Origin of the sequence: Flavobacterium sp. IMCC34518 (assembly GCF_027111095.2) — a bacterium.
Taxonomy (GTDB): Bacteria; Bacteroidota; Bacteroidia; order Flavobacteriales; family Flavobacteriaceae; genus Flavobacterium; species Flavobacterium praedii.
In genome coordinates, this window is the sequence record NZ_CP114284.2 from 1,208,250 (window position 1) to 1,231,494 (window position 23,245).

Below are 23,245 nucleotides of genomic sequence, written 5' to 3' on the forward strand. Positions count from 1 at the left end.
AAAAAGCAATACTCTTCAATGAGTGTTGCTTTTTTTTGTTTAAATTGCTATCGATTACAATTTTTTAAAATTAACAAACCAAAAAGAATATTTATGAATTCAATTATGATTTATGTGCCAATTTTTATGGCAATAATAGGACTTATTTTTATGGCTATCAAAAGATCTTGGGTATTAAAACAAGATCCTGGGGATGGCAAAATGAAAGAGATATCAGATTATATATATGAAGGAGCTTTGGCTTTCTTAAAGGCAGAATACCGATTATTAGCCGTCTTTGTATTAATCGCAAGTATTGTTTTAGCCGGTATCACTTTTATTCCTGGAGTTAAAACCAATATTTTAATAGTAGTAGCATTTGTGTTTGGTGCCTTTTTCTCTGCTTTGGCAGGAAATATGGGAATGAAAATCGCAACAAAAACCAATGTTAGAACTACACAAGCGGCTCGTACAAGTTTACCACAAGCCTTGAAAGTTTCTTTTGGTGGTGGAACTGTAATGGGATTAGGCGTAGCCGGTTTAGCTGTTTTAGGGTTAACCGGTTTTTTTATTGTTTTCTTTCAAATATTTATGAAAGGGCAATGGACTTCTACAGAAGATATGACCGTTGTTTTAGAAACTTTAGCCGGTTTCTCTCTTGGAGCTGAATCAATTGCTCTTTTTGCTCGTGTGGGTGGAGGAATTTATACCAAAGCTGCCGATGTAGGTGCTGATTTAGTAGGGAAAGTAGAAGCTGGTATTCCAGAAGACGATCCTAGAAATCCTGCAACCATTGCAGATAACGTTGGTGATAATGTTGGAGATGTTGCCGGAATGGGAGCCGATTTATTTGGATCTTATGTAGCAACCGTACTAGCAGCAATGGTTCTTGGAAATTATGTTATAAAAGATATGGGTGGTAACATTCAAGATGCTTTTGGCGGAATAGGACCTATTTTATTACCTATGGCAATTGCTGGTTTTGGAATTTTATTTTCTATAATTGGAACAATGTTGGTTAAAATTACAGATGAAAATGCTAAAGAAGCTCAAGTACAAAAGGCTTTGAATATTGGAAACTGGGTTTCTATTGTTTTAACTGCTATTTCATGCTACTTCTTAGTGCAATATATGCTTCCAGAAACAATGAGTATGACATTCTTCGGAGAAGGATCTATGGATATTTCTTCAATGCGTGTTTTCTATGCTACACTTATCGGATTAGTTGTAGGTGGTGCCATTTCATCCGTAACGGAATATTACACTGGATTAGGCACAAAACCAGTAATGGCAATTGTTCAAAAATCGAGTACAGGTGCAGGAACCAACGTTATCGCAGGTTTGGCAACTGGAATGATTTCTACTTTCCCAACCGTATTATTGTTTGCAGCTGCAATTTGGTCTTCTTATGCTTTGGCAGGATTTTACGGTGTAGCTTTGGCAGCATCTGCAATGATGGCCACTACAGCAATGCAATTGGCTATTGATGCTTTTGGACCGATATCTGACAATGCTGGAGGAATTGCTGAAATGAGTGAATTACCAAAAGAAGTACGTACCAGAACCGACATTTTGGATTCAGTAGGAAATACTACCGCAGCAACTGGAAAAGGTTTTGCAATTGCTTCGGCAGCTTTAACCTCTTTGGCTTTATTTGCTGCCTATGTAACTTTTACAGGAATTGATGGTATTAATATTTTCAAAGCACCTGTTCTAGCAATGCTATTCGTTGGTGGAATGATACCTGTTGTATTCTCCGCTTTAGCGATGAATTCTGTTGGAAAAGCTGCAATGGATATGGTGTACGAAGTACGTCGCCAGTTTAAAGAAATTCCTGGAATTATGGAAGGAACTGGAAAACCTGAATATGCCAAATGTGTTGATATTTCGACTAAAGCCGCCTTACGTGAAATGATGTTGCCTGGAGTTTTAACGATTGGTTTTCCAATTGCTATTGTTCTTTTAGGGAAATTAGTGTACGGAAGCAACAATCAATTAATAGCCGAAATGTTAGGTGGTTATATGGCTGGTGTAACTGTTTCTGGAGTACTTTGGGCTGTTTTTCAAAACAATGCTGGTGGTGCTTGGGATAATGCTAAAAAATCATTTGAAGCTGGTGTTATGATCAATGGAGAAATGACGTACAAAGGATCGGATGCCCACAAAGCAGCGGTTACAGGTGATACTGTTGGTGACCCTTTCAAAGATACTTCTGGACCATCAATGAACATCTTAATTAAATTAACTTGTTTGATTGGTTTGGTAATGGCTCCGATTTTAGGAAGCGGAAGTAGCACTATTGAAGGAAAAGGCACTTGTACCATGAAAGAAATCAGAATGAAAAAATGCACGATGGGAGAAGGCGATATGATGATGGGTAAATGCGACATGAGCAAATGTGCCAAAATGACCAAAGAAGAATGCGCCAAAATGTGCGACAGCCTAAAATGTTCTCCTGAGCAAAAAGAAATGTGTTTGTCTCATTATGATAAAGACGGAAAATTTGTTGAACCAAAAGGAAAAGCATGTTGTGCCAAAAAGCCAATGTCTATGACAAACGAAGTTAAAATTGAAAAAACAAATCTAAATGGTAAAGTGAGTGCTACCGTTACAACAACTGTAAATGGAACTGTTGTAGTAAAGCAATTTCAAGGAACAGATGCTGAAGTTCAAGCACAAATTGACGCTTTGAAATAAGAATCACACTTATTAAATAGGAAAAGCCTCGAAATAAATTCGAGGCTTTTCTTTTATTTAGTACTTAACAAAAGGATTTTAAAAACTAAAACAACCCATTCAACTCGGCATCAATTCGATTGATGATATTTCCTAAGTCTTCAGGATTATCTACAAAATTAATGTGATCAACATCAATTATCATAATTTTGCCTTTATTATAGGTATGTACCCAAGCCTCATAACGTTCGTTAAGACGACTTAAATAGTCAATCGAAATTGTATTTTCATATTCACGACCACGCTTATGAATTTGCCCTACTAAATTAGGGATAGAACTTCTTAAATAGATTAACAAATCGGGTGCTTTGACTAGAGATTCCATCAATTCAAAAAGAGAGGAATAATTTTCAAAATCACGATGTGTCATCAATCCCATTGCATAAAGATTGGGCGCAAAAATATGAGCATCTTCGTAAATGGTTCTATCTTGAATAATTTTTTTTCCGCTTTCGCGAATTTGCATGATTTGACGAAAACGACTATTCAAGAAATAAATTTGTAGATTAAAAGACCAACGCTCCATTTGATGGTAAAAATCATCAAGATAAGGATTGTCTACAACTTCTTCAAAATGTGGTTCCCATTTAAAATGTTTAGCTAGCAAACGGGTTAATGTTGTTTTTCCTGAGCCTATGTTACCTGCTATAGCTATGTGCATTATGCTGTTATGATTTGAGGTTGTAAATTATTTGAGGTTGTAAAAATAGATAAAATTTAGTCTTAGCGATAGCTTTTCAAAGACGATTTTTCAAAATATTCATCTCCATTTAACAAACGCAAACAAATTCAATTTATTCCTTGGAACTGTATTTTTTTTCACAAAAAAAACCTTACTCAAATAATAGTCCGTAAATTCCCGTAGCTTTTGGGTCCCTCAAGATTCAAAACAGTCACTTATTATTTATTTTAAATCAGAAAACGCTACGATTTAACTAATTTACCTTTTTTATCAAATGGAATATTAGTTTTTACAATAGATTTGGGTTGTAAATCATCCAATACATTCAAAGCTTCTTCAACATAAATATCTTTTGATAAATTTTCATGCCATCTTTCTCTCTTCTCTTTTAGAACTGGATCATTGTTCATGCCTTCTAATTCGTATGGCAATGAAGTGAATTTTAAATTATTCTTATAATCAACAATTGGTTTAAACTTTTTAGCTGTCTCTTCAATTTGACTTTGAGCTACTTTAAATTTGTTTAAATTCAAGCTGTATGTATTTTCATTACTTCTGTTGTCAATCCATTTGGCATTCTCTTCAATCAATTTGAATTGAACATTATTTTCAATTCTTTTTTTACTGTTAATTATTGCTTGATCAAATTTTGAAGTATGACTCCAAATCGTATAGGGCGCTGGATCGATTTTATCCCAAGGCAATGCATGTGCTTCATCACGTTCTCCCATTTTTAAATAGGCATAGCGATCAGGCATAACAACGTCGCTGCTTACTCCTTCCAATTGAGTAGAGCCTCCATTTATTCTATAAAATTTTTGTATCGTAGTTTTCAATGCTCCAAAATCACCATAATTAGTATTTCTTACGTATTGATTCAAGTCAATTACTCTTTGTACTGTTCCTTTTCCATACGTTTGTTTACTGCCAACTATGATGCCTCTTTTATAATCCTGAATAGCTGCAGCTAATATCTCAGATGCTGATGCAGAAAATTCATTAACCATAATTACCAGCGGCCCATCCCATTCTATTTTCTTATCCGTATCATAAAGGATTTCTTTTTTTCCAGCAGATCTAACTTGAACAATTGGCCCTTCATTGATAAATAAACCCGCAATATCAACAACCGCAGACAAAGAACCACCACCATCATCACGCACATCCAGAACAATTCCATTTATTCCTTCTTTTTTCAGTCTATCAACCTCAAGTGCAATATCTTTTGCGGCATCTCTTCCTTTTCCATCTTTATTTTCAAAATCAATATAAAATTTCGGCAAATAAATCACACCATATTTAAAACCATTTTTTTCAACAACACTTGATTTTACATATGTTTCTTCAATCTCTACAATATCTCTAATAATAGGAATAATTTGCAATGTACCATCGGCTTTTTTTACGGTAAGACGAACCTCTGTACCTTTTGGCCCTTTTATTTTTTTTATCACCTCAGACAAACGCATGCCAACTATATCAATAGCAATACCATTTGACTGAGCCACTTTCATGATTAAATCCCCTTTTTCCAGTTGTTTTCCTCTCCAAGCTGGGCCTCCAGAAATAAGTTCTGAAATTTCAACATAATCATTTTTCTTTTGCAATTGAGCGCCAATACCCTCAAATTTTCCACTGATACTAGTATCAAAACGCTCTTTTTCTTCGGGAGCAAAGTAGGTGGTATGTGGATCAAATTGAGACATGATAGCATTTATATATACTGTAAACCAATCGTCTCTTTTTAATTCAAACATAAATCCAAAAGAATCGTTCAATGATTTTAATGAATTGTCCCGTGTTTCAATTTCAAGATCACTATCTAATTTCATTACATAAGTTGGATCTTTTATTTTTTTATCTTCTTCTAATTTTTGCTTATCTGTAAAAGCAGAAAGAGTAGACAATTTTATTTGTTTTCTCCACTTTTCTTTCAATTCTGCAGTATTCTTAGCAAATGGAACTTTGTCATAATCCACATTAAATTCTTCTTCAATTTTATAATCAAAAGGGCTAATTAAAATCTCCTTAAAGATTTTATTCCCTTCTTCCATTCGAAGCATCAAACGATCATACGTAAGATTAAAAAATGTTAAATCTTTATTCGTTAACTGATCATCTATCTCCAATTCGTATTTTGAGAACTCGTTTATATCTGACTGCAAGAAAAACCGTTTAGAAGGATCCAAGGCAGTTATATAATCTTTATAGACTCCTTTCGAAAAATTGTCATCAATCGCTGCTGGATTATAATGTCCTTTCTCAATTACAAACGACAATAATTCTAATAGTATTTTATCTCTATCAGGATCTGTTGCATTTTTTGAGTTAATCGTAAAAGAAAATAATGCAATCGAAAGGAAAACTATTGCTACGATTGTTCTGTGTGTATTTTTCATATTTCGATTCTATTATTAAAATTTTCTGTATTTATCCAGACAAAAAGAACTACTTCTCTTTATATCTAGGTACTTTTTTTTATGAATGTTTTAAGTCTAAAACAAAACTTTACATCTAAATTACATTAAAATCCATACTAACAATAAAGCTACTATATAATATTTCGTTAAAGATAAAAAATAGTTTTTTATCCGAAATAAAACTATAACCCAAAAAGACCTTTTATTCCATTATTTATAATTCCGAATTAAAAATCTTCAACAAAAAAAACGCTCCAAAAATATTGAAGCGTTCCTTATTAATTGAAATATTTTAATACTATGATTTAACCAATTTTCCTTTTTTATCATTAGGAATATTGGATTTTACGATTGACTTTGTTTGTAAATCATCCAATACGTTTAAAGCTTCTTCTACATAAATATCTTTTGCTAAACTTTCATGCCAACTCTCTCTTTTTTCTTTTAGCACAGGATCTTTTCCCATTGCTTCTAATTCATAAGGCAAGGAAGTAAATTTTAAATTATTTTTATAATCAACAATTGGTTTAAATTTTTTGGCAGACTCTTCAATTTTGTTTTGAGCCACTTTAAATTTATCAATATTTAAGCTATAATTATTCTCATTACTTCTGGTGTCAATCCACTTTGCATTTTCTTCTATCAATTTAAATTGAACATTATTTTCGATTCGTTTTTTACTATTGATAATCGCTTGCTCAAATTTTGATGTATTATTCCAAACCGCATAAGGTGCTGGATCAATTTTATCCCACGGCATTGCATTTTCTTCATCGCGCTCGCCCATTTTCAAATAAGCATAACGATCCGGCATAACTACATCACTGCTTACGCCTTCCAATTGAGTTGAGCCACCATTTATCCTGTAGAATTTTTGAGTGGTCGTTTTCAATGCACCTAGATCCCCCACTGAACTGTTACGCACGAATTGATTCAAATCAATTACATTTTGTACTGTTCCTTTTCCATAGGTTTGTTTGCTTCCAATAATGATTCCTCGTTTATAATCCTGAATAGCTGCTGCCAATATTTCAGAAGCCGATGCAGAAAATTCGTTTACCATAATTACCAAAGGTCCATCCCACTCTAGTTTTTTATCGGTATCGTATAAAATTTCTTTTTTCTTCCCAGCTGATTTTATTTGAACAATTGGTCCTTGCTCAATAAACAAACCTGCAATATCAACAACAGTTGATAAAGATCCTCCACCATCATCACGTACATCTAATACAATACCATTAACATTGGCTTTTTTCAATCGTTCCACTTCTAGAGCGATATCTTTACCAGCATCTCTACCGTCTTTGTTTTCAAAATCGATATAAAACTTTGGCAAATAAATAACACCATATTTCATTCCGTTTTTTTCAACAATACTTGATTTTGCATACGTTTCTTCAATTTCAACAACATCTCTTATTATCGAAATCACTTGGATTGTTCCATCAACTTTTTTTACGGTAAGGCGAACTTCGGAACCTTTTGGGCCTTTAATTTTTTTAACTACATCATCTAATCGCATTCCAATTACATCCACTGGAACACCATTTCCTTGAGCCACTTTCATTACCAAATCTCCCGCTTCTAATTGCTTACCTCTCCAAGCAGGCCCGCCAGAAATAAGTTCTGAAATTTCTGTGTAATCATTTTTCTTTTGCAAACGAGCACCAATTCCTTCCAGTTTTCCGCTCATACTTACATCAAATCTTTCTTTTTCTTCAGGAGCAAAATATGTTGTATGCGGGTCAAAACGAGACATTATGGAGTTAATATATAGGGTGAACCAGTCGTCTCTTTTTAATTCACTCATAAATCCAAAAGATTCGTTTAATGAATTCAAAGAACTTTCTCTTGTTTCAATATCAAGTTCTATATCTGTTTTCATTACATATTTAGGATCTTTTAAATGCTTATCCTCTTCCATTTTTTTCTTGTCTGTGAAAGACGAAAGAGTAGATAATTTAATCTGTTTTCTCCATTTTTCTTTTAATTCCGCATTGTTTTTAGAATAGGGTGCTTTATCATAATCTACATTAAAATCCTCATCAATATTATAATCAAAAGGTTTTCCTAAGATATCTTTGAACACTTTTTTACTCTCTTCCATACGTAGCATTAAGCGATCATAGGTAAGATTAAAAAAGGTTAAATCTTTATTCATCAATTGATCGTCTAATTCCAATTCAAATTTGGAAAATTCATTAATATCGGATTGCAAAAAAAAGCGTTTAGAAGGATCTAAAGCAGCAATATAATCTTTGTAAACTCCTTTCGAAAAGGCATCATCAATAACGGCAGGATTATAGTGCCCTTTCTCTATGACAAAAGTTAACAACTCTAAAAGTAATTTATCTCTTTCTGGATCTACTGCTTTTTTTGAATTAATATTAAACGCAAATAGGGTAACCGAAAGGCATACCACAGCTATGAGTATTTTATAATTTTTTTTCATAAAGCTAATAATCGAATTCATCAATTTTTTTTAAACTAAGTTACACCAAAAATCATGCTAGCCCTTTTGTATGCTACATAATTTTTTGTTAAAGATATAAAACAGAAATTTCAACCTTAGAAAAAACTATGCTGAAAAAATATTTTATTTGAATGCAATATAAGATTTTGTGTTAGTACATTTGTCTTTGAAGTCAAATTTTATCAACAATTAAGTTTTTTTAACAGCACTATAATGAAAAATGAAAGGCCTTTAATACTAATTACAAATGATGATGGGGTTTCGGCACCTGGAATAAGAGCCCTTATTGAAGTTATGGCTACAATTGGGGAAGTAGTTGTTGTTGCTCCAGACAAACCGCAAAGCGCTATGGGACATGCCATTACCATAAACGACACTTTACATCTAAATAAAATTTCAAAAGATGGCGATGCTATTTTAGAATACAGCTGCTCAGGTACTCCTGTGGACAGTGTTAAAATTGCAGTAAATGAAATTTTGAAAAGAAAACCTGACTTATGCGTTTCAGGAATCAACCATGGTTCTAATTCGTCAATAAATGTAATCTATTCCGGAACTATGAGTGCTGCTGTTGAAGCTGGAATAGAAGGAATTCAAGCTATTGGTTTCTCTTTATTGGATTATGATTGGAATGCCAATTTTGAACCGATTAAGTCCTATATAAAAACAATTACGCTCGAAGTTTTAAAAAACAAACTTCCAGAAGGTGTAATCTTGAACGTTAATTTCCCAAAATTACAAGAAAAAGAAATCAAAGGAATTAAAATTTGCCGTCAAGCGAATGCACTTTGGATGGAAAAATTTGACAAACGAAAAACACCTCAAGGCAAAGATTATTATTGGCTGACCGGTGAATTTGTCAACCAAGATAAAGGCGAGGATACTGATGAATGGGCTTTGCAAAATGGATACATTTCCCTAGTCCCTGTACAATTTGACTTAACAGCGCACCATGCCATACAAAATTTAACCAAAAGAGAGTGGAATGAAATCGACACAATCCCAAAACACAACTAACACCCAATAAAACAATATCGGCCAGTTTTGCAATAAATAAAAATACCGATATCATAACCTACTAAAGCAGCTTTTCATATGAATAAAATAGACTTACTGATCGGATTTATAATCGGATTTTTAGCTTCCATTTTAGGAATGTTTTTATACATCACTTTTGTTGTTCATTCTGATTTCATTGTCGGTATTCAATCTATAAAAAGCCAAGGAAATCTGGGCAAAATAGTTACACTAGGTTCAATTCTTGATTTAATAGCTTTTGGTATTTTACTCAAAATGAATAAAGAACTTATGGCAAGAGGCGTCGTTTTGGCAGTTATCATGCTCACCATAATTACTTTGTTTCTATAATAGCTAAGAATCTAAGTTTTTTTTAAATACTCATATTAATCTTAGCAACTTAGACTCTTCGTTTCTTATTATCTAAATATTATCTTTGTTCATCCAAAAAATCACAAAAATGAAATACTATATTATTGCAGGAGAAGCTTCGGGAGATTTGCACGGATCCAATTTAATGAAAGCTCTTTACGAAGAAGATTCAGAGGCAGACATCCGTTTTTGGGGTGGCGATTTAATGCAAAATGTAGGTGGAACTCTTGTAAAACACTATCGCGAATTGGCTTTTATGGGATTTGTGGAAGTACTTTTTAACCTAAAAACCATTTTAAACAATATCAAAATTTGCAAAAAAGACATCACTCAATTCAATCCAGATGTTATCATTTATATCGATTATCCCGGTTTTAATATGCGAATAGCCAAATGGGCCAAACAAATTGGGTATAAAAATCACTACTATATTTCTCCTCAAATTTGGGCTTGGAAAGAAAATAGAATAACGGCTATCAAGCATGATATTGACAAAATGTACGTGATTTTACCTTTTGAAAAAGAGTTTTACGAAGTCAAACATCAATTTCCAGTTGAATTTGTTGGGCACCCACTGATTGATGCCATTCACAATCAATCGGGTATTGATGCCCAAACTTTTAGAGCCGAAAATCATTTGTCTGAAAAGCCAATTATTGCAATATTACCTGGAAGTCGCAAACAAGAAATTAGCAAAATGTTATCTATAATGCTCAGCGTGGTCAAAGATTTTCCCGAATTTCAATTTGTAATTGCTGGAGCACCAAGTCAGGAGCATTCCTTTTACCAACAATTCATTTCTGGCGAAAACATAAAATTTATATCGAATAAAACCTATGCTTTATTGCGAAATTCCACAGCCGCATTGGTAACCTCTGGCACGGCCACACTCGAAACCGCACTTTTCAAAGTCCCCGAAGTAGTTTGCTACAAAGGCAGTTGGGCTTCCTACCAAATCGCCAAACGCATCATCACTCTAAAATACATCTCGCTAGTCAACCTAATCATGGACAAAGAAATCGTAACCGAATTAATTCAAGACGATTGCTCGACCAAGCGTATCCGAGAAGAATTAACCAAAATCCTAGAGCCCAATTACCGCAAAATATTGCTAAAAAACTATGATTTACTGGAAGAAAAACTTGGCGGAACCGGAGCCAGCAAAAAAACAGCCCAATTGATTGTTGCAAATTTAAAATAGTTTTAAAACAGCCTTTGGGCGTGCCACCATAAAACAAAGGGGCCAACTTAGCAACCGCTCAATCGGCCCCTTTCCTTTATGCTGTCAGGCTGTCCGCCTTTACTTTGTATTTAATATAACACTAAATTTATTCAAAGGAAAACAGAGGTGAACTATGCTATCCGCCAAGCTTGTGACTTATGTAGCGCATTAGTCCTCTGTCTTCTCCTTGAATCCCGTTGAATTGCTTCAAATAGAATGATAGACATCAAGGTCTAATAAAGGCTCTAAAGAAGTTCAACATTTTTGTTTATCCTAAATTCAAAGTTATGAAAAACTATTTATTTTATGTAGGCGTTGACATTTCAAAATCAAAATTGGATGTGGTTCTTTTAAAAAAAGAAGAACCTAATGTAACTAATCATTTCATTGTCGAAAACAATTTAAAAGGCGTTAAGGAAATTTTTAAAAACTTAATAAAACAGAAGATAGATTTAAGTGCTGTTTTATTTTGCTGTGAAAACACTGGGGTTTATACTTTCCCTTTAAGCAGCTGTCTATCTGAAAACAATCTTGATTTCTGGGTTGTGCCGGCCATTGAAATCAAACGATCTAAAGGGATCTCGAGAGGTAAAAATGACAAAGCAGATGCCAAAGACATTGCTTTGTACAGTATTCGAAATATTGACAAACTAAAACTGTCTACTTTACCAGAAACAGTAATTCAACAATTAAAATTGCTTTTCACTGAAAGAGAAAAAGTAATGAAATCATTTAAAATTTTTGAAGGGACAAAAGAGAATGCTGATTTTACACCAAAACAAGTTTATCAATCAATTAAAGGAATAAATAATAAAACAGTGAAGTTTTTAAAAGCAACATTAAAATCTATTGAGAAGGAAATGAAAGCAATAATATGTAATCATTTTGAATTGAAAAAACAATTTGAGTTGATTAAAAGTGTTCCTGGCATTGGAGATAAAACGGCTATCTATATGCTAATTGTTACAAGAGGCTTTACAGCATTTGATAATGCCAGAAAATTGGCTTGTTACGCTGGAACCGCACCTTTTGAACATACATCGGGTTCGAGTATAAAAGGACGAACCAAAGTCAATCATATGGCAGATAAAAAAATGAAATCAATATTACAAATGTGTGCTTTAACAGCGGTAAAACACGATCCGCAACTCAAAGAATATTATGAAAGAAAAAAAGGAGAAGGCAAAAATGCTATGTTAGTCTTAAACAATGTAAAATGCAAAATAATAGGACGTGTTTTCTCTGTAATTAACAGACAAACACCATATATAAATACATATAAATTTGCCTGTTAATATTTTAAAATTATTTGTTTTTTATCATAGAATGCGCTACTTCGGTAGCTAGCTTCCATCCTTCACGCAATAACGCCGGAACAATTCAACTTTATTTTCTTTACAAAACAACTTATTTCTTACAAAAAAATTGTACTTTGGTTTTATGAAAGTACTACAATTCCCATTAGCAAGAATTACGTTAGCCTTTATCGCAGGAATATTGCTTGCCTATTTTCTAAAACCTAGTCTTCCAATTGTGTTTGTTTTTCTTTCTATAAATGCTCTGGGTTTTATCGGAACTTATTTTTCATTCCAAACAAATACAAAACTCGAATTACTTTTTGGACTAGCAACGTACCTCCTAGCCTTTTCCATCGGAGTCACAACACAAACTTTCCACACTGAATCCCTCCAAAAAAACAATTACACGCATTACAAAAACTGTTTCGAAAACACACACACCTTCACACTCACATTAAGAGAAAAAATAAAAAGTTCAAATTCAAATGTGCGCTACATTGCTTTATTGAATTCTATTGATCAAGAAAAATTTTCGGGCCGAATTATAATAAATATCAGCAAAGACAGCCTAAAACATTCTTTCTTAATTGGAAATCAATTAAAAATCAAGACTTCTTTATATAAAAACACTCCACAGAAAAACCCCAACCAATTCGATTACCAGAAATACCTCGAAAACAAACAAATTTATGCACAACTCTATGCTGAACCAAATGAAATACAACTCAATCCAGAAATAGTCAAAGACATTTGGTATTATACTGCACTACTAAGAACACAAATTATTCAAAAATTAGAAAAAAATAATTTCAGTAATAAAGAACTAAATGTTGCAATAGCACTCATTTTGGGACAGCAACAAGACATTGACCCACAAATTAATAAAGATTATCAGTATGCTGGAGCCGTACATATTTTATCCGTTTCGGGATTACACATTGGTTTTATAGTACTGTTCCTTTCCTTATTACTAAAACCTTTTCCAAATACCAAAAAGGGAGCTTTCTTAAAATTAATAATAACACTTCTGGTTTTATCTCTTTTCGGAATTTTGGCAGGACTTGCACCTTCGGTAATCCGATCTGTAACCATGTTTTCGTTTGTTGCAATAGGACATTATTTGAGAAGAAGTGTAAATATTTATCATACATTACTCGTTTCCATTTTGCTCATTTTATTATTTCAGCCCTCTTTTTTATTCGACGTTGGTTTTCAATTAAGTTATGTAGCATTGTTTTTTATTGTTTGGCTAAAGCCTTTATTGTCCAATCTTTGGAAACCAAAAAACATAATAACAAACTACTTTTGGGACATTCTAACCGTTTCATTTGCGGCACAAATTGGCACTTTACCCCTCAGCATATTTTACTTTCATCAATTTCCTGGATTATTCTTTGTTACCAATATAATTGTTATTCCACTACTGGGTTTCATTATGAGTCTGGGGGTTTTAGTTATGTTACTAGCGGCATTCAATTGGGTTCCTTTTTACCCAGCAAAAGCTTTAGAAATAAGTATTCTTTATCTCGACAAAATTATTGGTTCCATTGCTTCATTGGAACAATTCATTATAAAAGACATTCCATTAAACACTTATTTTTTAATCAGCAGTTATTTAGCAATTATTACAATTAGCATCGCATTCGAACAAAAACGTTTTAAAAATCTGATTTGGGTACTAATGGCTGTTATTATGCTACAACTTTCAGCACTAAAGACAAAGTGGGAGGTTCAAAATCAAACTGAGTTCATAGTTTTAAACACCTCCAAAAACACTCAACTCTTGGAACGAAACGGGGATAAAGTAGTACTATATGCAAATGACAGTATTTTGAGCAATATTAAAAAAAACACCCTTTTATCATCCTATCTGACAGGCAATTTCAGTTCATTACTTCATAAAAACAAGTTGAAAAATCTTTTTTATTATAAAGAAAACAAAATACTTTTGATAGACAGTTCGAAGGCGTATCCAACCTCTGTTCATCCCGATATTTTAATCGTAACACAATCTCCAAAAATTAATTTTGAACGAATGTTGCGTATTATTAAACCCAAAATAGTCGTGACAGATGCATCGAATTACAAATCAATTCAAAGAATATGGAAAACGAGTTGTTCCCAACAAAAAATCCCTTTTCACGCTACAAGTGAAAAGGGATTCTATAAAATTAATTAATCGTATTCTTTTATGCTTTTTTAGATTTTTTAGCTTTTGTAGGTTGCGAACTCAAAACAGGTTTTTTTACAAAAGGATCTGCTACAGCCAACCAAGCAGTAGGGCCTCCAGCCACATAACCAGTACTCCCTAAACCTTCAAAATTAACTTTTCCATCCTTAACAGTGGCATTTGCAAAATAAACTGTTGGAAATCCTTGTATCCCAAAGGCTTGTTGCAGCTCGCCATTTTGCTTCTTAATCTCATCCGTTTGAGTCGTTCTTCTAGGATAATCTAATTCTACCAGAATAACACTTTCTTTAGCCCATTTGCTAAACTCGGGTGTTTTGAGCACTTCGTTTTGCAATCGAATACACCAACCACACCAATCACTACCCGTAAAAAATAGCATTAATGGTTTTTTTTCTTTACCCGAAACTTGGATAGCTTCTTTCACATCTGTGTACCATTTTAATTCCTGAGCTTGTGTTACACTTAAACCAAAAAAGAATAATGTTATTAAAAATATTTTTTTCATTTGTTATTTTATTGATTATTTAACGAGATCAAAATAGGCAAAATAAATAAATCATATATTTCAAAAACTTATCTGCCTTTTTCATTTACAAAACTAAACAAAAATAATACCAAAAATTGTCGGCTACTTTACTTCTTGCATTAATTTTTTTACCAATGGGGAAATTACTATCAAAACTACTCCTGCTATCAATGCATAAATACCCAATTGTTTGTATCCGTCTGCATATACATTTAATTTTTCAAGATTAGTAGCATGCTCTGATGCCTCGGCAATATTCGCTCCAAGCAATCCTGCAAAATACTGTCCATAAGCACTTGCCAGAAACCACATTCCCATGATTACAGCTTGAGTTTTCAGAGGCGAAAGTTTTGTCATGGCAGACATCCCAATTGGCGATAAACAAAGTTCTCCAAAAGTGATAATAAACCACCCAAAAGTAAACAACCCCAAGGAAGTTCTTCCATCAGCTCCAGCAAAGAATTTAGTATAATAAAATATCCAAAAACCACCCGCTAGAAATAAAAAGGCTAATCCGAATTTAATAACGGTATTGGGTTCAATTTTTCTCTTAGCCATCCATAACCATACTAGTCCAACCAAAGCCGCAAATCCTATGACAAAGAAAGAATTGGCTGAATTATTTACTCCATTTGGACTCAATGGCACTCCAAGGATTGTGTTGTTTAAATTATTTACTGCAAAAAGACTTAAAGAACCGCCACTTTGTTCGAAAAATGCCCAAAAGAAAATAGAGAATATTATAAAAATCAAGGCGGCAAATAATTTTTTATTTTCGGCAGCTGAGAAATTTTTCATTTCATATAGCAAATACAAAATAGACGCTGGCCCAATAAACATCATAAAATAATCGGTGTAAACAGTATTGGCAACCATGATAATAATTACAGGAATGATCAATAATGAACCTAGATAAGTTATAATTTCAAAACGTTTTCTTTTCGAAGTTTCAACATCTGCCAAAGGAGATAGTCCAATTGTGCCTAGTGATTTTTGTGTTTGTGTAAATGTCAAAAGACTAATAATCATTACAATTGCAGCAAATCCAAAACCAACATTCCAACGAAGATGTTCTGGAACTATTGATTGCCACATAGAACCTTCGGCAACAGCGATACAAATATAGCCACCAATTAAAGCGCCCAGATTCACACCCATATAAAAGAATGAAAATCCAGCATCTCTTCTAGGGTCTCCTTCTTTGTACAATTGACCAACCATAGAAGAAATATTAGGCTTAAAAAAACCAGTACCAACAATAGTAAATCCAATACCTATGAAAAAATAATTTTTGGGATCAATAGAAAGAATTACGCTTCCAATAATCATTAAAATACCACCCCAAAAAAGTGATTTTCGCAAACCCAGAATTTTATCGGCAAACAAACCACCGATAAAAGTAAAAGCATATACCCAAGCTTGAGTTGCGCCATATTGTAAATTGGCAACTCTATCGTTCATGCCCAATTGACCAACCATAAACACCACCAACATCCCCCGCATTCCGTAAAAACAAAAACGCTCCCACATTTCACTAAAAAACAAATACCACAATTGTTTTGGATACTTTCCTTTGAAATTTTGAATTTGTTCTAAACTTAAATTTTGTTCCATTCTAATTTTTTTAGTAGATAAATAAAAAACATCATCTTCTTGATTGAATCAAATAGATGATGTTTTTTTTAATATTTTATTTTAAGAAATTATCGAACACCGTGCATCATTTTTTTCAAAAATGGTGTCAAGGCAAATAAAATCAATGCAGCAATACCTGTTAAGATTACAAATACCATAAAAAATTCAAATAAGTTATGAATTTCAAAACCAGCAAAAATTGGATTATGATTCATAATTTGATTTGTATCTAATAACTGGACTTGTTCTGGAGTAAGTGTTACTTTTTTATCTAATACTGCTTGCAAATCGATTCCTAATTCCTTTGCTTTATTAAATTTATCACCTGTAGCTGGTAATATTGAACCTAAAGTTCCTGCCAATGCATATCCAGAGGCATTCGACAAGAAAAACACCCCATACAATAATGATGAAAAACGTTTTGGAGATAATTTCCCAACTAAAGATAAACCAATTGGAGACAAGCACAACTCCGCACAAGTATTCAATAAATACAAAAGAATTAACCATTTAATGGCTAATAATCCGGAAGTTCCTAAATCTTTTACTTGAGTAGCAATCATATAGAAACTTACTGCAATCAATAATAATCCCAAAGCTAATTTTACAGGAGAAATAGGTTCTTTGTCATTTGCTCTCAATTTATCCCACAACATACTGAATGGAACCGCTAAAGCAACAACGAATAATCCGTTGAAAATTTGCACCATTGAAGCGGGCATTGCCCATCCAAAAAAGTTTCTATCCGTTTGATTATCTGCAATAAATGTCAAGGATGAACCAGCTTGTTCAAAAGCTGCCCAGAAGAAAATGATAAAGAATGAAATAATATATATTACTATAATTCGATCTCGCTCAACTTTTGTCAAAGAACTATCTGAAAGAATTAAACCTGCTAGTGTAATACCACTTGCATATATAATTGGATAAATAATAGTTTTTACAACATTAGTTCCATCTACTGAAAAATGAAATAATAAAAACATACCAATAAAAGCAACAACTGATAAAATTAAAGCCGTTGGTGTAAATACTGCATTCTGGGCCTCACCTTCTTCATAATCTGAAGATTCATTTTTAGACGGCAATCCTCCTAATGGTTTTCCTTCGGGAGTAACTACATATTTATTTTTTAAGAAATAAAACACTAATGTTCCGATAAGCATTGCAATTGCTGCCGCAAGGAATCCCCATTTGAAAGCATGAATGTCTCTAATACCTCCTGAACTTTTCACATCTCCTACTAATGGACAAATAAATTGACCCAAAAATGCTCCTAAGTTGATTCCCATATAGAAAATAGTAAAAGCAGTATCCAATTTGCTTTTTTCTTGTTTTGGATACAAACTCCCCACCATACTTGAAATGTTTGGTTTAAAAAAACCGTTACCAAAAATAATTATTCCTAATCCAGAATACATTATAGTGGTTGCTAAACCTAAATTTTCACCAAAAACACTGGCACTTGCAAACAATAATAATTGCCCAACAGCCATCATCAAACCACCAAGCATAATACAATTTCTATTTCCGAAAAAACGATCTGAAATAAATCCACCCAACATTGGTGTCAAATAGCAAAGTCCCAGAAAACCTCCATAAATCAAAGAAGCATCCTCTTCTTTCATCATTAAGGAATTTACAAGAAAAAGAACCAATAAAGTTCGCATTCCATAAAAGTTGAACCGTTCCCACATTTCGGTTCCAAATAATACCCAAAGTCCTTTTGGATGTGCTGTTTTCGATTGAGTTTCTGTCATTTTTTTGTTTTGGTTTTGATTTGGTATTTGAGTTGAATTATAAATTCTCTTTAATAAAATTAGTCATTTTATTATACAATTGAATCCTTGTTTTTCCACCATATATACCATGATTTTTATCTGGATATATCTGAGAATCAAATTGTTTATTGGCTTGAATCAACGCTTCCATCATTTGCATTGAATTTTGAACGTGTACATTATCGTCAGCAGATCCGTGTATCAATAAGAACTTTCCTTTTAATTTATCAACATGGTTTATTGGTGAATTCATATCATATCCACTTGCATTCTCTTGTGGAGTTTGCATGTATCGTTCCGTATAAATACTATCATAAAAACGCCAGTTGGTAACAGGTGCAACAGCAATTGCCATTTTAAATACGTCAGCTCCTTGAAAAATACAGTTGGATGCCATAAAACCTCCATAAGACCAACCAAAAATACCAATTCTTGATTTATCAACATAAGGATAATTACCGATTACTTTTGCAGCATCAATTTGGTCTTCGACTTCGTACTTTCCTAATTCTTTTTGGGTTACTTTCTTGAAATCTGCTCCTTTAAAACCAGTTCCACGACCGTCAACACAAGCAACAATGTACCCCTGCTGTGCCAACATCATGAACCAATACTCATTTGAACTACCCCATTGATTAACCACTTGTTGTGAACCTGGCCCTGAATACTGAAACATAAATACAGGATATTTCTTTGAAGCATCAAAATCTTTTGGCTTCATGATCCAAGCATTAAGCTCATTCCCTTTTTCAGTTTTTAAAACAAAAAACTCTTTAGATGGCAAATTATATCCTTTCAATTTTGCAATCAGATCCTGATTATTTTCGATAACTTGGATTTCTTTACCTGCCTTTGAGTCATTTAAAGTATAAATTGTTGGTTGGGAAGCGCTAGAAAATGTATTAATGTAATATTGAAAATTAGGACTAAAAGTTGCTGAATTTCCACCGATATTTTTAGACAAACGCACTTTGTTTTTCCCGTTTAATCCTATTTTATATACATCTCTGTTGATAGAACCATTTTCTGTAGATTGGTAAAAAACCGTTTTTGTTTTTTCGTCGAAACCATAGTATGAAGTCACCTCCCAGTTTCCTTTTGTTACTTGATTTTTAAGTTTTCCAGTTTTATCATATACATAAATATGATTAAATCCATCTTTTTCGCTGGTCCAGATAAAGCTATTGTCTTCTAAAAATGTTAAATTATCTGTAACATCAATGTATGCTTTGTCTTTTTCATTCATAACTACTTTTTTTGTAGCGGTTGTACCATCAACAAATAAGAGATCCAAATTATCTTGGTGGCGGTTCAAAACTTGAACGGACAAAACATTAGACTCATTTGTCCATTTTAACCTTGCAATATAAAAATCAGTATAGTTATTCAGGTCAACTTTTTTAGTAGTGCTTTTTGCAACATCGTATATATGCAATGAAACTAAAGAATTTTTTTCTCCTGCTTTTGGATATTTAAAAGTTTCAATCGTTGGGTATAAACTTTTTTGAAAAACCGACATGGAAAATTCAGGCACTTCACTTTCGTCAAAACGAATATAGGCTAATTTTTGGCTGTCTTTACTCCAATCAAAAGCTCTTACAAAAGCATATTCTTCTTCATAAACCCAATCCGTGATACCATTAATGATTGCATTCTTTTTTCCATCAGCAGTAATTGAAGTTGATTTTTTTGAAGCCAAATCATAAACATATAAATTATTTTCTTTAGCATAAGCTATTTTTGCACCATCTGGAGAAAAAGTTGGCTCTTGTACCTGAAAATCAAACAACTTTACTAATTTTTTGGCAGTAATATCATATAAAAAATAATCTGCTGTAAAAGAATGACGAAAAATTTGTTTTGAATTAGAAGCAATTAAAATCTTTTTTTCAGAAGCATCAAAAGTATAACTGTCTATTCCATCTGCTAGTTCTTTATATCCTTTTGTATCGATTAGGTTCGACACCTTTTTGAGCGTAGCAAAATCATATAGGTCTATTTGCATACTCTTTGACGATCTATCAAAATTCAACACAGTGTATTGATTTGTATTTTTCATCGATTGAAGTTCATCCATTCCTTTGGAGCGAAAAGAACCCGTAAATATTTCTTCAACAGTAACTTTTTGTTGACCAAAAACAGTAAAACATAAAAAAAGAAGTAACGCAGTAATCGTATTCGAATTCATATAGAGATAATGTTTATTTTCCTTTAGGAATAAGTAAATCACATATTTTAAACTTGTTCTAAGAATAAATTTAAAGACATATACAATTCACAATATAGATTAAGTTATAAAAGTCACAATTTTAGTGAAATTTTTAGAAATAATACACTTTTGCACTGTTAAATGTTATAATTAAATATTTTTAACATTCTAAATGAAAGTTTATCATCTTTTGAATATACTACACACATACTTCTTATAAAATAAGCTATTTTTAATATATTCTGATAGAAATTAAATATTATAACTAGAAATTAAATATCCCAATTTAAATACAAAAATCTAAAAAACACAACTTTAAAAATCCAATTGTATTAAAAAAGCAATACCATGGATTGCTTATCTTTGTCTCATTAAAGTTATAACAATTACTATATGATAGACGCTATTGCTGGATTTTCAAAATTATCCAAAGAAGAAAAAATAAACTGGATTGCCAAAAACTATTTTTCAACTCCAAGTGAGGCTATAGCATTGCTAAAAAATTATTGGAATTTAGATGAAAAAATTCAAAAACTACATGACGAATTCATCGAAAACACAATTTCAAATTTTTACATCCCCTTAGGTGTTGCGCCAAATTTTCTAATTAATGGAAAATACAGTACGATTCCAATGGCCATTGAAGAAAGTTCGGTAGTGGCTGCAGCTTCAAAAGCAGCAAAATTTTGGTCCACTCGAGGCGGCTTCAAAACAACCGTTTTAAATACAGAGAAAATTGGTCAAGTGCATTTTATTTATCAAGGAGACAAGTCCAAATTGGAATTGTTCTTCATTCAATTCAAACAGAAATTTTTTGAAGCCACAGAAAATATAACTAAAAATATGCAGAAAAGAGGTGGCGGAATTTTAGACATTGTACTAAAAGACAAAACCAATTTAATTCCAAATTACTTCCAACTGCATGCTACTTTTGAAACTAAAGATAGCATGGGTGCAAACTTCATTAATTCTTGCTTGGAGCAATTTGCCAAAACATTAAAAGAAGAAGCTTTGACTTTCGAATTGTTTTCGGAGGAAGAGAAAAACATACAAGTGGTTATGAGCATCCTTTCCAATTATGTTCCAAATTGTATAGTAAGAGCCGAAGTTTCTTGCCCTGTTGCAGAATTAGCCGAAAAACACATTGAAAACCCACAAGAATTCGCCGAAAAATTTATTCAAGCTGTTCAAATTGCCGAAGTAGAACCCTATCGTGCAGTCACGCATAATAAAGGAATCATGAACGGAATTGATGCCGTTGTTCTTGCTACAGGAAACGATTTTAGAGCAGTTGAAGCTGGAATACACGCTTATGCTTCAAGAAATGGAAGCTATTCTAGTTTATCGCATGCCAAAATAGAAAATGGTATTTTTAGTTTTTGGTTGGAAGTTCCCTTGGCTTTAGGAACCGTTGGTGGATTAACTTCTCTGCATCCTTTGGTTAAATTGTCTTTAGAAATGCTCGAAAAACCTTCAGCCAAAGAATTAATGCAAATTGTAGCCGTAGCAGGTTTAGCCCAAAACTTTGCCGCCTTGCGTTCCTTGACTACCACGGGAATTCAAGATGGACATATGAAAATGCATTTAAACAACATCTTAAATCAATTTGAAGCTACTGATACCGAACGCATTTTTATCAAAAAACATTTCAAACACCATGTTGTTTCCCATAGTGCAGTTGTCGATTATATTGAAAATTTGAGGAAAAACACATAAATAAAAGTTAGCCTTTATTTGGATAAAAAAACCTGGAACGAGGCAAAATATAAAAGATGAAAAAAAGATTTTATAGCAATGGTAAACTTTTGATAACAGGAGAATATTTGGTTCTTGATGGTGCAAAAGCCTTTGCACTTCCAACAAAATTTGGACAAGACTTAATTATTGAAGAAAATTCAAGTCAAGAAATTTCCTGGACAAGCTATGACGCAGACGGAAGTATTTGGTTTGAAGAAAAAATATCCTTTTCAGAAATCACATCATCAATTCGTACCGAAAAAGAATCTATCAAAAACACATTAATTTCAATTTTGAGTGAAGCTCACTTATTAAATCCAAATACAATTTCCAATTCAGATGGGTTTTGTGTTTCTACAACATTAAGCTTTCCAAGAAAATGGGGTTTAGGAACCTCATCTACACTTATAAATAATATAGCTCAATGGTTTAAAATAAATGCCTTCACGCTGCTTAAAAACAGTTTTGGAGGTAGCGGATATGATATTGCTTGCGCTCAAAACGACTTTCCTATTGTATATCAACTTGTACAAGAAAAACCAGTTGTCAAAAAAGTAATATTCAATCCAAGTTTCACAAAAAATATTTACTTTATTTATCTCAATCAAAAGCAAAACAGCAAAAGCGCTATTGCTTCTTATAAAGAGAAAAAAAACAATTTAGAATCTCAAAAAAAAACTATTAATCAAATAACCGAAACAATTTTAAATACAAAAAACGAAAATATTTTTGCAGAAGCGTTAGAAAGACACGAAAAAGAATTGAGTTCTGTTCTAGAAACAAAAACGGTCAAAGAATCTTTATTTCCAGATTTTACAGGAACTATAAAAAGTCTTGGAGCATGGGGAGGAGATTTCGTGATGGTTATTTCTAAAGAAAACCCTAGTTCTTATTTTTTTGATAAAGGATTTGAAACCATTATTCCATACGAAGAAATGATATTATAAATAAAATCTAAAAACAAAAA

15 protein-coding genes are annotated in these 23,245 nt (G+C 32.7%); 8 read left to right on the forward strand and 7 right to left on the reverse strand.

Annotated features, from left to right (window positions below; translation table 11 throughout):
• Positions 1–93: 93 nt before the first annotated feature.
• Positions 94–2,676: a sodium-translocating pyrophosphatase gene (locus OZP06_RS05350; protein ID WP_281238699.1), complete on the forward strand. Its 2,583-nt coding sequence runs from the start codon at positions 94–96 to the stop codon at positions 2,674–2,676.
• An 85-nt stretch (positions 2,677–2,761) separates the two neighbouring features.
• Here OZP06_RS05350 and OZP06_RS05355 read toward each other — a convergent pair whose 3' ends face one another.
• The 3 genes from OZP06_RS05355 to OZP06_RS05365 form a co-directional block, all read right to left on the reverse strand.
• Complete coding sequence (locus OZP06_RS05355) at positions 2,762–3,376, reverse strand: deoxynucleoside kinase (protein WP_281238698.1); 615 nt, start codon at positions 3,374–3,376, stop codon at positions 2,762–2,764.
• A 263-nt stretch (positions 3,377–3,639) separates the two neighbouring features.
• Positions 3,640–5,796: a carboxy terminal-processing peptidase gene (locus OZP06_RS05360; protein ID WP_281324324.1), complete on the reverse strand. Its 2,157-nt coding sequence runs from the start codon at positions 5,794–5,796 to the stop codon at positions 3,640–3,642.
• A gap of 319 nt (positions 5,797–6,115) precedes the next feature.
• Positions 6,116–8,290: a carboxy terminal-processing peptidase gene (locus tag OZP06_RS05365; RefSeq protein ID WP_281324325.1), complete on the reverse strand. Its 2,175-nt coding sequence runs from the start codon at positions 8,288–8,290 to the stop codon at positions 6,116–6,118.
• 213 nt (positions 8,291–8,503) lie between these two features.
• On the opposite strand from OZP06_RS05365, the gene surE reads away from it, so the two are divergent.
• The 5 genes from surE (at position 8,504) to OZP06_RS05390 (ending at position 14,378) form a co-directional block, all read left to right on the forward strand.
• Entirely contained in the window at positions 8,504–9,307 is an 804-nt protein-coding gene (gene surE, locus OZP06_RS05370) for a 5'/3'-nucleotidase SurE (RefSeq protein ID WP_269223976.1), read from the forward strand.
• Between the two features lie 78 nt (positions 9,308–9,385).
• Complete coding sequence (locus OZP06_RS05375) at positions 9,386–9,658, forward strand: hypothetical protein (RefSeq protein WP_269223977.1); 273 nt, start codon at positions 9,386–9,388, stop codon at positions 9,656–9,658.
• 109 nt (positions 9,659–9,767) lie between these two features.
• Positions 9,768–10,880, forward strand: coding sequence for a lipid-A-disaccharide synthase (lpxB, locus tag OZP06_RS05380; RefSeq protein ID WP_281238695.1), 1,113 nt, complete (start codon positions 9,768–9,770; stop codon positions 10,878–10,880).
• Positions 10,881–11,188: 308 nt separating this feature from the next.
• On the forward strand, positions 11,189–12,196 hold the full coding sequence (locus OZP06_RS05385) for an IS110 family transposase (protein WP_269221582.1): 1,008 nt from the start codon (positions 11,189–11,191) through the stop codon (positions 12,194–12,196).
• Positions 12,197–12,341: 145 nt separating this feature from the next.
• Positions 12,342–14,378, forward strand: coding sequence for a ComEC/Rec2 family competence protein (locus OZP06_RS05390; protein ID WP_269223978.1), 2,037 nt, complete (start codon positions 12,342–12,344; stop codon positions 14,376–14,378).
• Positions 14,379–14,388: 10 nt separating this feature from the next.
• Here the strand turns inward: OZP06_RS05390 and OZP06_RS05395 are convergent, their stop codons facing one another.
• The 4 genes from OZP06_RS05395 to OZP06_RS05410 all read right to left on the reverse strand — a co-directional run bounded on the left by OZP06_RS05395 (position 14,389) and on the right by OZP06_RS05410 (position 20,520).
• On the reverse strand, positions 14,389–14,895 hold the full coding sequence (locus OZP06_RS05395) for a thioredoxin family protein (RefSeq protein WP_281238694.1): 507 nt from the start codon (positions 14,893–14,895) through the stop codon (positions 14,389–14,391).
• Positions 14,896–15,018: 123 nt separating this feature from the next.
• Positions 15,019–16,530 carry a peptide MFS transporter gene (locus tag OZP06_RS05400; protein WP_269223979.1) on the reverse strand — a complete coding sequence of 504 codons (1,512 nt, stop codon included), beginning with the start codon at positions 16,528–16,530 and terminating at the stop codon, positions 15,019–15,021.
• A gap of 89 nt (positions 16,531–16,619) precedes the next feature.
• Positions 16,620–18,311: a peptide MFS transporter gene (locus OZP06_RS05405; protein ID WP_269223980.1), complete on the reverse strand. Its 1,692-nt coding sequence runs from the start codon at positions 18,309–18,311 to the stop codon at positions 16,620–16,622.
• A gap of 37 nt (positions 18,312–18,348) precedes the next feature.
• The gene (locus tag OZP06_RS05410; protein ID WP_281324326.1) at positions 18,349–20,520 is read right to left on the reverse strand and encodes a S9 family peptidase; all 2,172 of its coding nucleotides are present in this window, start codon (positions 20,518–20,520) and stop codon (positions 18,349–18,351) included.
• Between the two features lie 414 nt (positions 20,521–20,934).
• On the opposite strand from OZP06_RS05410, the gene OZP06_RS05415 reads away from it, so the two are divergent.
• Both OZP06_RS05415 and OZP06_RS05420 read left to right on the forward strand, forming a co-directional pair.
• Complete coding sequence (locus OZP06_RS05415) at positions 20,935–22,257, forward strand: hydroxymethylglutaryl-CoA reductase, degradative (protein WP_281238692.1); 1,323 nt, start codon at positions 20,935–20,937, stop codon at positions 22,255–22,257.
• Positions 22,258–22,313: 56 nt separating this feature from the next.
• Complete coding sequence (locus OZP06_RS05420; RefSeq protein WP_281324327.1) at positions 22,314–23,225, forward strand: GYDIA family GHMP kinase; 912 nt, start codon at positions 22,314–22,316, stop codon at positions 23,223–23,225.
• The last annotated feature ends 20 nt before the right edge of the window (positions 23,226–23,245 follow it).